Below are 12,262 nucleotides of genomic sequence, written 5' to 3'. Positions count from 1 at the left end.
ATGTATTTTCCTGTGATTCCTAACTCATTTATTTGCAATTACTTGGATTTATGTTGGCGAGATGTTGTTTGGGGTTATGAGCGAAAGCTCGTGGATTGGAGTTTCATTGTAGATTTGGCAGCATTTTATGTGTCTCGGGGTTCGGTCAATCCGTTAGAGGTGGACCTAATTTGCTTGGGTGAATTGGATGTTGTGGAAATTGAGGGGAAGCTGTGCGCCCTTGCGGATCACGAAGGCGAGCGGGATGATTTGAACTCGCAAAAAAAATGGCTTTTCATTGCTCTCAAATGGTTATTTGAAAATAAAGACGATATCGCTGACCCGCTGGAGATCGTTGAATTGATTTATGAAGACTTTGATTTTCCTGAGGAAGTGGAAAATTTCGTTCGCTATATGCCCCCGCAAGATGGGTATAGGCCTGGGGAACACTCTGCAAAAGAGAATATGGAGCGGCTTTTTTCTAATTGGAATAGTTATTTGGAAGGCGCTGCCGATTATTTAAGATCAGAAAATAAGGGTGGGGCAGGAACGAAATAAGGTGATGGGGGAAATTTTTAGAACGACTGGTGAGGCGCCTGGGAATATGTCGTTATTTTTCGTATTTCTGCCTGCGATTCGTCGTGTGATCTACACCACAAATGCGATAGAAAGCGTCAACCCGCGACTGCGCAAGATCATCAAAATGCACGGCCACTTTTCCCGCGATGATGCGGCCATTTTGCTGGTGTGGTTTGCGTTGCAAAACATCGCCGCCAAATGGGGATCGGCCACGCATCATTGGACCGACGCGATGCACTAGTTCGCTGTCCCCTATGAATACCGAATTATCCCGAATCCGTATCGATTCGCAGCTGGCCCTTTCGCGAGGGATGCAATTTAAGAGCAATGCCTAAAACACAAAAATTCTGACACTCCCGAAGCAGCACAGGACTACATGCTTGCCCGCATTATCAGCGACAAGCTACCAAACATATCGTTCATGCAGAGCGGTGGCGTGCGGGATTTGGCAGTACCTGACTTGGCAGCAAAGGGAGGCGCTCAAGCCGAACGCACTAAGGGGATTCCGTCGTATGCCGTGAGGAACGCTTCTTTGCTTGCGGCCAATGGGACAGAAATCCTAGGGCAGAATCCGCCGACAGAGCTGTTGATAGTTGACTGAGTTTATCCGCTAGGTGGGGGGCAGAGCTTCTTGTTCCACAAGTGCAAAATCACGGGCAATGTGTTTTTCGGTAGTGAGCCAATGGTGGAAGTCGCAAGCCTTCTTGTGTACGAGGAATCTCTTGGTTTTCTGCGTATTGGTATATCTATCCAAGAAATCGCTCGGTGCAAAAAAATATGGCGACCGATATCTTAAGGACCCGCAGGGCGGGGCTGCGAAGCGAGAAGACTGAAGGGGGAGGAGGGATGTGCCGGCTCTCGGGAGGAACTCGGAGAAAAGCCGGGATAATAATACAGATTAGTTGGGCGGTAACGCAATGGCGAAGGCAGGTGAATATATTTACTGAAAAGCCGGTATGCAAGAGTTGTTTGATCGTGGTGGACCAACTTATTTATAAATATCCCAATATAACGGCGAATATTATGGATAATAATGAAGGTTGGTGCGTCCTCTCAAAAAAGGAATAGTGATGGATGGCATAGTCGGGTACCGAGAAATACGTGAGCAGTTCTTAGGCTGCTACTACAGTTATTGTCGGGAGAAACTCCAGCATCATAGCCCCTGGGTTGCGGGGGAGAGCGAGGTCGGCTATGCGTACGAGGAGCTGGAAGGCACGTTTGATCGGCCTATTGAAAATTTGATGCTAGAAGTTATTGCTCTGATGCTGCGCGCGGGTCGGGGGGGCAATGCGATGGAATATCATTTAAGCGCTATTGATCGGATTCTAAAGGCTAACGATATTAATAATATGGCGTGTGACTTGTCAGATGAAGATAAGGGGGATTTTTTTGCAGATCTTCAAATTCTTGGGCTGATTGATCGCTACCAGCGCTAACGTGTATCCGTGTTGGATGATGTTCCGCACTGCATTCTTACCGAATGATGGGATATTTGCGATGTAAATTATGAACGAAAATCCTCCTTCATGGTTTTCGATTTCTGGTCGATTGCTAATTGTCTAATCTGTTTATATTTGAAGTTGTTGCCGGTTGACATCCTAAGGCTTCAACATCAAATTTCGATTCGCACGAATCTTATCTGCACATCCGCTGCGATTTTTAAAAAATAAAACCTACGGTATTAGGACGCTTTGCGCGAGAACCGCGTGTCCTGCTTCTGATGCAGCCGAAGCGGTGTGCAAAGTGCTGAATAGCGAACTCCCGAATGCGAAGGACGCGGTGGGAGTCAAAGCAACTATCAAAGCCCGCCCAGTCGATGCTAAGACCGCCAAGCCGCTACCGTTGCACTGAGAAGTGCCCTTTTATCAATGCAAGAAGTTTGGCGTGCTTCGCTTTGCTGAGCCGAGCTATGCGTACGGCAAGTGATGCGAGAGCACAGAGGCAGGCGCTTGCGGTCGAATTGCTGCCGCACCCTCCGTTGGGCGTTTAGAAGTGATGTGATTCGGGCGGTAGCCGGCGGTCTGTGAGCTAACTGGCTTGGAAGACTTCGCTCGCGACGACGGCGGCCACCTTGCTGCCCGCAAATGCGACCTTGACCGTGGCCCAACTCCTGGGCTACGGCTTCTATGAACAGAAACTCGTCGCCGACCAGATCCTGGCCACCGCAGGCCAGCGATTCCTGGAAGGCTTCGGCGACAACGACAGCCAGTACAAGCAACTGCACGCCCAGCACAACGGACCCACCTGGTGTCGCTGATCAAGGGCGACAATGTCGCGCTGTCGGTGGGCCGCGACATTACGCTGACGTCCACATCCTCTTTGGAGAACCACGGTGCGACCTTGGGTTCGTACATTTCTGGCGTATCGCGCGTGGACGCCGACAACCTCAGCATGCTGGCCGGGCGCAAGCTCCACCAAGGAAGGAAAACGCGGAGCTGTATGACCTGGCGTGGAAGAGAGTTCAGGATTCGATCAACCTATGTAATTGATCAGAGCCAAGGAAAAAGGGTGGAGGTCGGGAACGTTCACCTTAATGTTACGAAATAAGGGAAGCGAAATTGCGAGCTCAATTGAGAGAAATATCAAGCGATGAAGTTGACGTTAGAGATTATTCTGCGAATTTGCCTGATGCATTTTGCATAACGCTCAGGTTGCGAATTGGCGTCGAGGATGCGATTGGTGCGGACAACTTTGAGGTGTGCGTTTGTAATTTTAAATGGTTGGAGAGCCACGCGCATACTCCATTTTCCGGAGCAGGATTTCTTATTGTTAGGGATTATGACTTTGAGGAAATCGAGTTAACTGTTCTCGAGTTGATTTCCAAATGTGGCGGGACTGATTGGAATTCTATCGGAAATAAATTATCAAGGTACTTTTTGTGGGAGTTCGTTGAATATAAGCCGTAGATAGGTGAGTTTTTTTGACTGGATTTTTTCTTAAGCGACTCTGGCAAGTGGGCATTGGTGGATAGATAATCGGAACGAGCCGCGACATCTTACGTGCCCCTACGTCAACGTCCAAGAACGGCAGAGGTTTCGAGTTGAGCTGACACCGGCCCTGTGCCGGTTCTGCTATATCTGCTTACTGCAACACCTTTCTCCCTCTCTCTATAGACCATGACGTTGTCACAAATATGATAAATAAATAGGGATGATGTGTAATGTTGATAAAAAATGGGAATTTTATCCGTCCGATTCGTATATTATTTTCTGTTGTTGGTATAGTGCTCTGTGCTATTGCCTTGAGATTTGATATATATATCTTGGCGCTCGTTGGTATGGTTGTTGGAGCGATTGGTATGTATTCTTCTAAGGCCTCCACCGTAGGGGTAAAACCATTTGAAGGAAAAAAGTAAAGCCCACGGACAGTGGGCCATTGCTTTAGTATTGTTATGACCAGATCGTCCGCTGTTGCTGGATCGTGCTTCACACCTTCGATATCGCAGTCTTCGATGAAGACAACGCCAAAAAACGGCTACGCGCCGATAAAAACGATCGAGGGAATATCCCGCTCGGCGTATTTACTTAAACAAAAATAGGCTAGTATGGTTTAGCTTTTTCCCCCGCGATGATAAATACTTGGGAAATAGTTAAGCACTTGACGCCAAAGTAGCTAAGTGAATACGCGGAATCTTGGACCTGTAAGCCGTAATCCCGAGGGCATTCGACATTCTTACCGCTGGAAGAAGCGGTGCGAGAGGTTAAGCGACAGCATCTAGTGCCCAGCACCTCTTTTGTTTTTGCTTGTAGCAGTGCAAACCGGCACCGCCAATATCACCATCACCACCAGCGTACGTGCCGGTGAGCGGCAACAGCACCACGGCTCCGCAGGCGGCCCTTCTGTTTTCTTCTCCAAATCATCACACCGGTGACGCTCAAAATAGCCACCATCAAACCCACTACGCAGATGAAAAGCTTGAAGGGCCATCCCCACATGGTCGCCATGTGCAGGCTGGCGAGCCAGGAGCGCAGGGTGTCTCCGGCGGCAGCTCCCGTCGGGATCCAGGCGCTCAGGCGGGCACCCGTGTTTGCGTCGAACATCACCATGGTCAGGCCATTGCGCTCGCGCACGTCCAGGGTGCTGCGCACGGTGTAGGTGTAGACGGTCCGCCACGGGTCATATTGCAGCCCGGTTTCTTCGATCGTGTGAAAGCCATGGACCCGGGCCTCGTCCGCCATCAGGCGCCGGCCGGTCGCGCGTGCCGCCTGCCAGTCAATGGCGGGATTCGGATTGGACGTGCCGGGCGGGGGCAGCGCGCTTTCGCCCGGCTGGTGCGTGAACAGCGTCTTCATCACGGGCTCGTAGACACTGGGCAGGTTGAACGAGACGCCGCTCCACGCAATCACGAACAGCATGAACCACAGCCACAATCCTCCGGCGCGGTGCAGGTCGAAAGTTTGCTTGTAGCCTCCCGCGCTCCAACGCAGCTTCCATGCGGGCGTCCAACGCGCAAGCCACGATCTGCGGCGCCCGGGCGTAGGAGAGCCTGCGGGCGGCGGCAGGGTCAACCAGGCGCCGACAAAGCAGTCCAACGTCCAAAGCAGCGCAATGATGCCGAAGAAGTAGGTGCCGGCGTCGCCCAAGGCCAGCGAGTAATGCAGGCGTTCGATGAACGGCATCAGGTTCTTGACGCCTTGGCTGATATCGCCCCATTTGCGCGCGCCCAGAATGACGCCAGTGTAGGGGTCGACGAACACCTGATCGTTGGCCAGCGATGCGCCGGCGGCGGCCTGCAGATAGAAGACATAGGCGTCGCCAGGGGCGGCGGTCAACGGCGCATACAGCACCTGCGTGTCTGGAAATGCCCGCGCCACCAGCTCCCGCAGATGCAGCGGGTCCAGCGGCGCGGCGTTCGGTGCGGGCGCGCGGGCATGGAACAACGATGGGCTGAGGCGCGCGTCCAGTGTGTCGTTCCAGGCGAGCAGGGCGCCTGTCAAGCCGGCCAGGAACAGAAAGCCGGCAAGCGCCAGCCCTGCATAGCGGTGTGCCAGTATCAGCGCCGCGCGCATCAGAACCGGTAGGAGGCGCTGAGGTTGGCGGTGCGTTCGGCGCTGCGGTAGCAGACGCCCTCCAGATAACCGCAATCAAACAAGGCCTGCTTGTTGAAGAGGTTGTTGACGTTCACCGAGACGCGCCAGGGACCGCGCTCCAGCCCCACGGCGGCGTCCCACAGGGTCAGGCTGGGGTTGGTGATGTTTTCATTGTTGCCATCCGAGTTGGAACGCATCTTGCCAAGGTAGCGCACGCCCAGCGCGGTGTAGGCCTGCACGGAATCGCCGACCGGGAAGGTGTACTTGCTCCATACCGACGCGCTGTGTTTGGGCGCGCCCTTTTGCGGCAGGCCCTGGTCGCCGTTATTGCTCTTCTTGATATCGGTATCCAGGTAGGTGTATTGCGCGATCACGCTCAGGCGAGCGGTCAGTTCCGTACGCGCTTCCAGCTCGAAGCCGCGTGCAGAAATCTCACCCGTCTGGTTCACCTTGCCGGGGTTGCCGATGACTGCCGACGTCACGTTCTTGCGCGTGATGTCGAACACCGAGGCCGTGTACATGCTGCGCTGGTTGGCCGGCTGATAGCGCACGCCGGCTTCCACCTGCCGGCCGCGCGACGGAATCAGCGGCGCGCCGGACACGGAGTTGCCAAGCTCGGGCGAGAACGATGTGGCGTAACTGATATAAGGCGCCCAGCCGGAATCGAACAGATAGACCAAGCCTGCCCGGCCCGTAGTGGCGTTGGGCGACTGGTCGTATCCGGTCGTCTTGACGCCGGAATTCAGGTCGGTTGTGGCGCTGGATTGCTGGACGCGGTCATGCCGCACGCCAGCCGTCAACACCCAGTTGTCCCACTTCAATTGATCTTGCGCGTACAAGCCAAGTTGCTTGGACGGCGAACGCTCGCGGGTCGGATCGGCAGCTGGCACGAGCGGCAGGCGCGAATAGACGGGGTTGTAGAGATCCAGCGGCTCGACAAAGCCGATTTCATAAGGGTAGCTGTCGGTGTTGCGGATCTTGGTGTAGTCCATGCCGAGCAGCACCGTGTGGGCCAGTGGGCCGGTGCGGAAGTTGGCCTGCACCTGCGAGTCAGAGAAGAAACTCTCGGACTCGGTGTTCACCGGCCAGAAGTAGCGTTCGATGATCGAGCCGTCGACCAGCGCGGCAGGGAACAGATCGGTGCGCTCGTTCTTCAGGCGGTTGTAGCGCAGGTTCTGGCGGAAGGACCAGGTATCGTTGAAGCGATGCTCGAAGTCCAGCCCGACCATTTTGTTGTCGCGCTTGAACCGGTTGTCGTAGCCGGTGACATTGACCGAGGGATCGACCTGGCCTTGCGGGCCAGGGTTCTCCAACTGATTCGGAAATGCGTATTGCTGGTTGTCTTTCTGGTAGCGCGCCAGCAGCGTCAGCCGCGTATTGGCGCTGGGCTGCCAGGTGAGCGCGGGCGCAATGTACAGGCGATTGTCGCTGTCATGGTCCAGGCGCGTGTCGGACTCGCGCCCCAGCATGGTCAGGCGGTAGCTCCATTCGCCGCTTTCGTCGATGGGGCCGCCGAAGTCGGCCTTGATGGTGCGCCGGTCGTAGGTGCCGTACTCGACGCCGATTTCGCGTATGGGTTCGGTTGTGGGCCGCTTGCTGACGGCATTGACCATGCCACCGGGCGGCACTTGCCCGTACAGCACAGAGGAGGGGCCGCGCAGTACTTCTACGCGTTCTAGCCCATAGGGCTCAATGGAGGAGGAAAAAGTACGTCCGGAATTGCGCAGGCCGTCCAGGAAAATGCCGGTGGTTTCTATAGTGAAGCCGCGCAGCATCGATGAATCATCGCTGCCGAGCGGGCGCTGATTCGGCGTGACGCCTGCGGTGTAGCGCAAGGCTTCGTCCAGCGATTCCGCCTTGCGGTCGCCGAGTTCGTCGGCGGTGATGACCGAGATGGATTGCGGGACTTCGATCAGGGGCGTGTCGGTCTTGGTGCCCGTGAGGCTGCGTTTTGCGACGTACCCCGGCACTGGGCCCAAGGCGTCGTCCAGGGTGCCGCTGCCGCGCACGGTGACCGAGGGCAGGGTCGCCACGCCGCCGCTTGCGGCCGCGCCCGAGGGACGGCGGATGACATAGCTACCATTGGCTTGGCGTGTGGCTTCCAAGCCGCTGCCCGCCAGCAACGCCGCCAGGCCGTCCTGGACGGAATAGCTGCCCGACAGGCCCGGGCTTCTCAAGCCCGCCGTGCTGCTGGTGCTGAACGACAGCAGCGCGCCGGATTCGCTTCCCAGCCGGTTCAGGGCGTCTTCAAGCGTACCCGCAGGAATGTTGTAGCTGCGGATCTGGGAGGACGGGGCCTGTGCCAGGACGGGCCCCGCCGTGGCGGCCAGCGTTACGGCAAGCGCACCGCCCAGGGCCACCCGAACAATGACTTGCGACATGGCGCCGCGAGCGCGGCGTTGACTGGACTGGCGTCTGGACGCCTTCTGTTTACCCATTTTCGACCTTCCGGGGATGTTGAAGATGTTTGCTCTCATCTTGTATGTCCCGCGAAATTCAAAAACGGACCACATTCTGGAAAAATAATTAGCGGCAGCTTTCTGGGGATCTTACGCCCCGGTTCAGCTGACTCTGTTCGTTCCTGACTGAGTCCGCGTCAGGCGCAGCGATTTCTCGCCCCAGAACCGCGTGACGTGCTGGACCTCCAGCGAGAATAGGGTGGCGAGGGTGTCCAGCACCTTGCCGATATCGGCAAGCGGATAGGACCCTGAAACGCGCAGATCGGCGGCCCCTGGGTCGCAACTGATGGGTAGACGGCTGTAACGCCCGAGCTCGGCCAGAAAATCCGCAAGCCGCAGGCCCCGGGCGATGATCATGCCGCTCGCCCATGCCGGATTGCTTTCTTCCGTGTTCCAGGGGGAGGTGATCTCCGTGGCGGTAAATTGCGATTGCTGACCGGCCAGCAAGACAAGATGGCGTTCCCCGGCGCGCCGAGGATGAATGTCCACGGCCGCTTCATAAACGCTGACCAGTGTGGCGTCGGCCAGTTGCCGTACGGCGTAGCGCGTGCCGAGCGCTCGGGCCTCGCCCTGCGCGGTTTCAATCAGAAAAGGGCGTGCCGTAGCCTGCGGACCCCGAGCGGTGGTGATCAGGATTTCTCCAGCCACCAGCCGAATCCGGCGTTCTGAAGCTGTGAAAGCCACGTCGATAGCGCTGTCGGTGTTCATGACGAGCTGGCTGCCGTCATCCAGCAGCAGCGTGTTGCGCTCGCCGATGCGGGTGCGATGTTGCGCGGTCCATTGACGCCACGGCACCAGTTCTTGCGCGGTCCAAGCGCCCGCGCTCACGAACACTAGCGCTGCAAGCGTCTTCACGGCATGTCGGCGTTGCGCAGAGTGCTTGGGTGTGAGCGTAGCTTGCGCCAGGGCAGACTTAAGCGGCGATGGCAGACCGCGCATGCTGCCGTTGACGGACTCGATGCGTTGCCACGCGCGTTCGTTGTCTGGGTGCAAGCTGCGCCAGCGTAGCCATTGCTCCCGCATGCGGGGAGACGGTTCGCCAGCTTGCAGTTCGATCAGCCATTGCACGGCCTGGTCGGCGACGTTCGCGGGGACGGGCGCGGTGGTTTGCGATGCTGGACCGGAACGCCGGCCTGGATGGGAGGCAGCGCTCATGCCTTAACCGGCAAAGCGTCCGGGAAGTAGCACTGCCGTGCGGCGCGGGCGATATGACGCTTGACGGTGGTGACGGAAATGCCCAGTTCTTCGGCAACCTGAGCGTGGTTCAGGCCGTCAAGCTGGGTCAGCAGGAAGGCGCGCTTGACCAGCACAGGCAGGCCGTCGAGCAGGCCGGCGATCTCCACCAGCGTTTCCAGCAGGATGGCGCGGTCTTCGGGAGACAGCGCGAGGGCTTGCGGGTCCTGGGCAATCGCTTCCAGATATGCTTGCTCCAGCTTTTCCCTGCGCCAGTGGTTGGCCACGACACGCTGGGCGATGGTGGTCAGATAGGCGCGAGGCTCTTGAATGGCTACGTGCTCGTCCCGAGACAGTAGCCGCACGAAGGTGTCGTGCGCCAGGTCGGCTGCCTGGTGGGCGTCGCCTAACCGCCTGCGCAGCCAACCGCGCAACCAGCCGTGATGGTCGTTATATAGGGTTTCGACGCAAAGCGAGGGGTTTGGGACGGGCACGGTGCAATCCACAGTGGCCCGCGGACTCGAGGTAGGGGGAAACTCTAAATGAGAACGACATTCATTTTGTGAATATTATCAGAGGCTGGAAATTTCCGCTGGCTTCTTCAGCGAACTGCTTTTGGCGGTTTCGAATGCACCGGATCTGGCCTCATACCTTCCTACCCTATGCGTGACGCGCAGACGTTGCTGAACGTCTTTCAGTGAATCTGTCCTGAACCTTCGGGCTGCAATTCCGATAAGGCTTTCCAATCGGGATCCTGGAACATGCGCAGGTTGATGGGGTAAACAGGGTGCTCCGCCAAGCAGGCATTGAACGCGTCCAGGAAGGCCTCGACGTCATGGGTGTAGTAACGCCATTCCTTCAAATGATTGCCCGTCAGGCAAGCCACCTGCACTCCGATGCTGGAGTTTTCGAAGCCATTTTCGATGGCTTCCTCGAAGCTATTGGTGTTCTTCTTGTCTTCGTCATTGGGCATGCCGGACGCGATGCCGATATAGGGCCAGGAAATAATGATCAGGTTCTCATTGAGCTCGCGATCAGCCGCCGATGGCAGCTCGGTACGAAAACGAACGATGACCGACAAATCGTTGACGCGTGTTTCACCCACCGCCCACAGATCACCTGGAAAAATGCTGCTCATTGAATAAATTCCTGTGTAGAAGCCGAACTGACTGGTTCAGAGGTTGATCCTGAGGGCACCTTCTGCGCACGTTCTGATGACGGGAATCTCGAAAACCGTTCGGGGCATGGATGAAGGTCGTGTTCAGGAACAAGCCCGGGAGTCTATCGCAAGCCATCGGTCCTGGTTGCGAGCGGACGCGACTCCGCACAAGCGCGCCCGCTGGGTGCTTGGCGAGGCGCGATTCCGCTCGACCCTTCTACCCCTTGTCTCCAACCAGCACCGGCTTGTCCCGATATCTGTCAGGGAAGGTCTTGGCCAGGTTTTCAACCTTGGGGATGTCGTTCACCATGATGTACATGCTGTACGGATGGCGGACGAGATAATCCTGGTGGTAGCTCTCGGCCGGGTAGAAGCCTTGCAGCGGTTCGACGGTGGTTGCCAGCGCCTTCGAGTACACGCCGGCCTTGTTCAGTTGGGCGATGTAAGCCTCGGCCACTTTGCGCTGGCTGTCGCTTTCTGGAAATACCGTCGACCGGTATTGCGTGCCGCTGTCCGGCCCCTGACGATTCAGTTGGGTCGGGTCATGCGCTACCGAAAAGTAGATCTGTAGCAGTTGGCCGTAGCTGACCTGCTTGGGGTCATAGCTGATTTCGACGGCTTCGGCGTGGCCGCTGCGGCCGCCGCTGACGGTGTCGTAGTTGGCGGTGTCTGCTTTGCCGCCGGCATATCCAGACACGGCGCTGGTGACGCCCTTGACGTGCTGGAAGACCGCTTGCACGCCCCAGAAGCAGCCACCGGCGATCACGGCTTTTTCTGTGGCGGCGGCGGTGGTGGTCTGATCCATCGCGGGCGGTGGAATGATGAAGGCGGTTTCGGCGGCTTGCGCGGCGCCCGCGCCCAGCAGACCGCAGGCGGCGGCCAGTAGCGCGAGCAGGGGGCGGGGCTTGTGGGTGGGGGTCATGGCGTGAAGTCCTGTGTGTCGCGTATGTGGGTCAAGCTTGCGGGGCGAAGGTCATGGCTACGCCATTCATGCAGTAGCGCAGGCCGGTGGGCCGTGGGCCGTCGTCAAAGACGTGGCCTAGGTGGCCGCCGCAGTTTGCGCAGTAGACGGCTGTGCGGACCATGCCGAAGCTGCTGTCGCGTGTTTCGCCTACAGCCTTGGGCAATGGTTGCCAAAAGCTGGGCCAGCCGGTGCCGCTGTCGAACTTGGTTTCCGAAGAAAAGACTTTTTGCTGGCAGCCTGCGCACGAGAACGTGCCTTTGCGGTGTTCGTCATTGAGCGGGCTGGAGTAGGGCCGTTCGGTGCCTTCGTGACGCAATACGTCGTATTGCACGGGTGTGAGCCGTTCGCGCCATTGCGCGTCGGTCAACACGTAGGGGAAGGTGGCGGCGGGGGTGGCGGCGCGCGCGGCTAACAACGGGGCCAGGCCGGCCGTGAGGGCCGCGGCCCCGCCCAGGCTCAGGAAATGTCTGCGATTCAATGTCATGGCGTGGCTCTATCTAAAGGGGCAGGGATTGCGGGTTCGTTGAACGAGACCCGCAGGCAGCCGGTTGCGCTGGAATTACTTCTTCATGTCGTCCTTGGACATTCCGTCCTTCGACATGCTGTTTTTTGACATGCCATCCTTGGACATTCCATCTTTCGACATCCCGTCCTTGGACATGCTGTTTTTCGACATTCCGTCTTTGGACATGCTGTCTTTGGACATTCCATCCTTGGCCATGCCATCTTTGGTCATGCCGCTTTTGGACATGCCATCCTTGGACATGCTGTCTTTTGCCATGTTGTCTTTGCTCATGCTGTCCTTGCCCATGGTGTCGGCGGCATGAGCCGTCACGGCGCCAAAGGCCAGGCACAGGGAAAAAGCGGCGGTGGTGAGTTTCTTCATGATGCGTTCCTTTGATGGATAGGGGTAAGACAG

General features: G+C 57.2%; 14 protein-coding genes and 1 pseudogene. 7 read left to right on the top strand and 8 right to left on the bottom strand.

The genetic code is table 11. The features are described from left to right. The 7 genes and pseudogenes from RAS12_RS08920 to RAS12_RS31030 all read left to right on the top strand — a co-directional run bounded on the left by RAS12_RS08920 (window position 1) and on the right by RAS12_RS31030 (window position 3,464). Window positions 1-537 carry a DUF2247 family protein gene (locus tag RAS12_RS08920; protein ID WP_306947363.1) on the top strand — a complete coding sequence of 179 codons (537 nt, stop codon included), beginning with the start codon at window positions 1-3 and terminating at the stop codon, window positions 535-537. Window positions 538-592: 55 nt separating this feature from the next. After that, window positions 593-799: pseudogene (locus RAS12_RS08915) on the top strand (transposase); the annotation flags it as partial. A 536-nt stretch (window positions 800-1,335) separates the two neighbouring features. Then, on the top strand, window positions 1,336-1,626 hold the full coding sequence (locus tag RAS12_RS31035; protein WP_371321263.1) for a deaminase domain-containing protein: 291 nt from the start codon (window positions 1,336-1,338) through the stop codon (window positions 1,624-1,626). A 2-nt stretch (window positions 1,627-1,628) separates the two neighbouring features. Then, window positions 1,629-1,994, top strand: a complete 366-nt coding sequence (locus RAS12_RS08910) for a hypothetical protein (RefSeq protein ID WP_306947361.1) — start codon at window positions 1,629-1,631, stop codon at window positions 1,992-1,994. Between the two features lie 635 nt (window positions 1,995-2,629). Further along, window positions 2,630-2,815: a hypothetical protein gene (locus RAS12_RS08905; protein ID WP_306947358.1), complete on the top strand. Its 186-nt coding sequence runs from the start codon at window positions 2,630-2,632 to the stop codon at window positions 2,813-2,815. Then, entirely contained in the window at window positions 2,806-3,105 is a 300-nt protein-coding gene (locus RAS12_RS08900) for a hypothetical protein (RefSeq protein ID WP_306947356.1), read from the top strand. The genes RAS12_RS08905 and RAS12_RS08900 overlap by 10 nt, the downstream gene beginning before the upstream one ends. Window positions 3,106-3,116: 11 nt before the next feature. Further along, window positions 3,117-3,464, top strand: a complete 348-nt coding sequence (locus RAS12_RS31030) for an Imm8 family immunity protein (RefSeq protein WP_371321262.1) — start codon at window positions 3,117-3,119, stop codon at window positions 3,462-3,464. Between the two features lie 873 nt (window positions 3,465-4,337). Here the strand turns inward: RAS12_RS31030 and RAS12_RS08895 are convergent. From RAS12_RS08895 to RAS12_RS08860, 8 genes are all read right to left on the bottom strand, one after another. Further along, entirely contained in the window at window positions 4,338-5,567 is a 1,230-nt protein-coding gene (locus tag RAS12_RS08895) for a PepSY-associated TM helix domain-containing protein (protein WP_306947354.1), read from the bottom strand. Then, window positions 5,567-8,026 (bottom strand): TonB-dependent siderophore receptor, encoded by a 2,460-nt coding sequence (locus tag RAS12_RS08890; protein WP_306947353.1) that lies wholly within the window; start codon window positions 8,024-8,026, stop codon window positions 5,567-5,569. The genes RAS12_RS08895 and RAS12_RS08890 overlap by 1 nt, the downstream gene beginning before the upstream one ends. A gap of 123 nt (window positions 8,027-8,149) precedes the next feature. Further along, on the bottom strand, window positions 8,150-9,202 hold the full coding sequence (locus tag RAS12_RS08885; RefSeq protein ID WP_306947352.1) for a FecR domain-containing protein: 1,053 nt from the start codon (window positions 9,200-9,202) through the stop codon (window positions 8,150-8,152). After that, window positions 9,199-9,714, bottom strand: coding sequence for a sigma-70 family RNA polymerase sigma factor (locus RAS12_RS08880; RefSeq protein WP_306947350.1), 516 nt, complete (start codon window positions 9,712-9,714; stop codon window positions 9,199-9,201). Before RAS12_RS08880 ends, RAS12_RS08885 begins: the two co-directional genes overlap by 4 nt. A gap of 200 nt (window positions 9,715-9,914) precedes the next feature. After that, window positions 9,915-10,358, bottom strand: coding sequence for a DUF695 domain-containing protein (locus RAS12_RS08875; RefSeq protein WP_306947348.1), 444 nt, complete (start codon window positions 10,356-10,358; stop codon window positions 9,915-9,917). Window positions 10,359-10,596: 238 nt separating this feature from the next. Beyond that, window positions 10,597-11,301, bottom strand: a complete 705-nt coding sequence (gene msrA / locus RAS12_RS08870; protein ID WP_306947347.1) for a peptide-methionine (S)-S-oxide reductase MsrA — start codon at window positions 11,299-11,301, stop codon at window positions 10,597-10,599. 31 nt (window positions 11,302-11,332) lie between these two features. Next, complete coding sequence (gene msrB, locus RAS12_RS08865) at window positions 11,333-11,827, bottom strand: peptide-methionine (R)-S-oxide reductase MsrB (RefSeq protein WP_306947345.1); 495 nt, start codon at window positions 11,825-11,827, stop codon at window positions 11,333-11,335. Between the two features lie 75 nt (window positions 11,828-11,902). Next, a complete protein-coding gene (locus tag RAS12_RS08860) occupies window positions 11,903-12,229 on the bottom strand; it encodes a pentapeptide MXKDX repeat protein (protein WP_306947343.1) in 327 nt (108 codons plus the stop codon). Window positions 12,230-12,262 lie beyond the last annotated feature (33 nt).

The organism is Achromobacter seleniivolatilans (assembly GCF_030864005.1).
GTDB lineage: Bacteria > Pseudomonadota > Gammaproteobacteria > Burkholderiales > Burkholderiaceae_B > Achromobacter > Achromobacter seleniivolatilans.
Note: the sequence above shows the minus strand (reverse complement) of the source record. Positions and strands in the feature narration are given on the sequence as shown.

Excerpts from the sequence above, each read along its gene's own strand:
- RAS12_RS08920 (WP_306947363.1), top strand. The coding sequence starts at position 1 with ATGTATTTTCCTGTGATTCCTAACTCATTTATTTGCAATTACTTGGAT.
- RAS12_RS31035 (WP_371321263.1), top strand. The coding sequence starts at position 1,336 with ATGGCGACCGATATCTTAAGGACCCGCAGGGCGGGGCTGCGAAGCGAG.
- RAS12_RS08910 (WP_306947361.1), top strand. The coding sequence starts at position 1,629 with ATGGATGGCATAGTCGGGTACCGAGAAATACGTGAGCAGTTCTTAGGC.
- RAS12_RS08895 (WP_306947354.1), bottom strand. The coding sequence starts at position 5,567 with ATGCGCGCGGCGCTGATACTGGCACACCGCTATGCAGGGCTGGCGCTT.
- RAS12_RS08890 (WP_306947353.1), bottom strand. The coding sequence starts at position 8,026 with ATGGGTAAACAGAAGGCGTCCAGACGCCAGTCCAGTCAACGCCGCGCT.
- RAS12_RS08885 (WP_306947352.1), bottom strand. The coding sequence starts at position 9,202 with ATGAGCGCTGCCTCCCATCCAGGCCGGCGTTCCGGTCCAGCATCGCAA.
- RAS12_RS08875 (WP_306947348.1), bottom strand. The coding sequence starts at position 10,358 with ATGAGCAGCATTTTTCCAGGTGATCTGTGGGCGGTGGGTGAAACACGC.
- msrA (WP_306947347.1), bottom strand. The coding sequence starts at position 11,301 with ATGACCCCCACCCACAAGCCCCGCCCCCTGCTCGCGCTACTGGCCGCC.
- msrB (WP_306947345.1), bottom strand. The coding sequence starts at position 11,827 with ATGACATTGAATCGCAGACATTTCCTGAGCCTGGGCGGGGCCGCGGCC.
- RAS12_RS08860 (WP_306947343.1), bottom strand. The coding sequence starts at position 12,229 with ATGAAGAAACTCACCACCGCCGCTTTTTCCCTGTGCCTGGCCTTTGGC.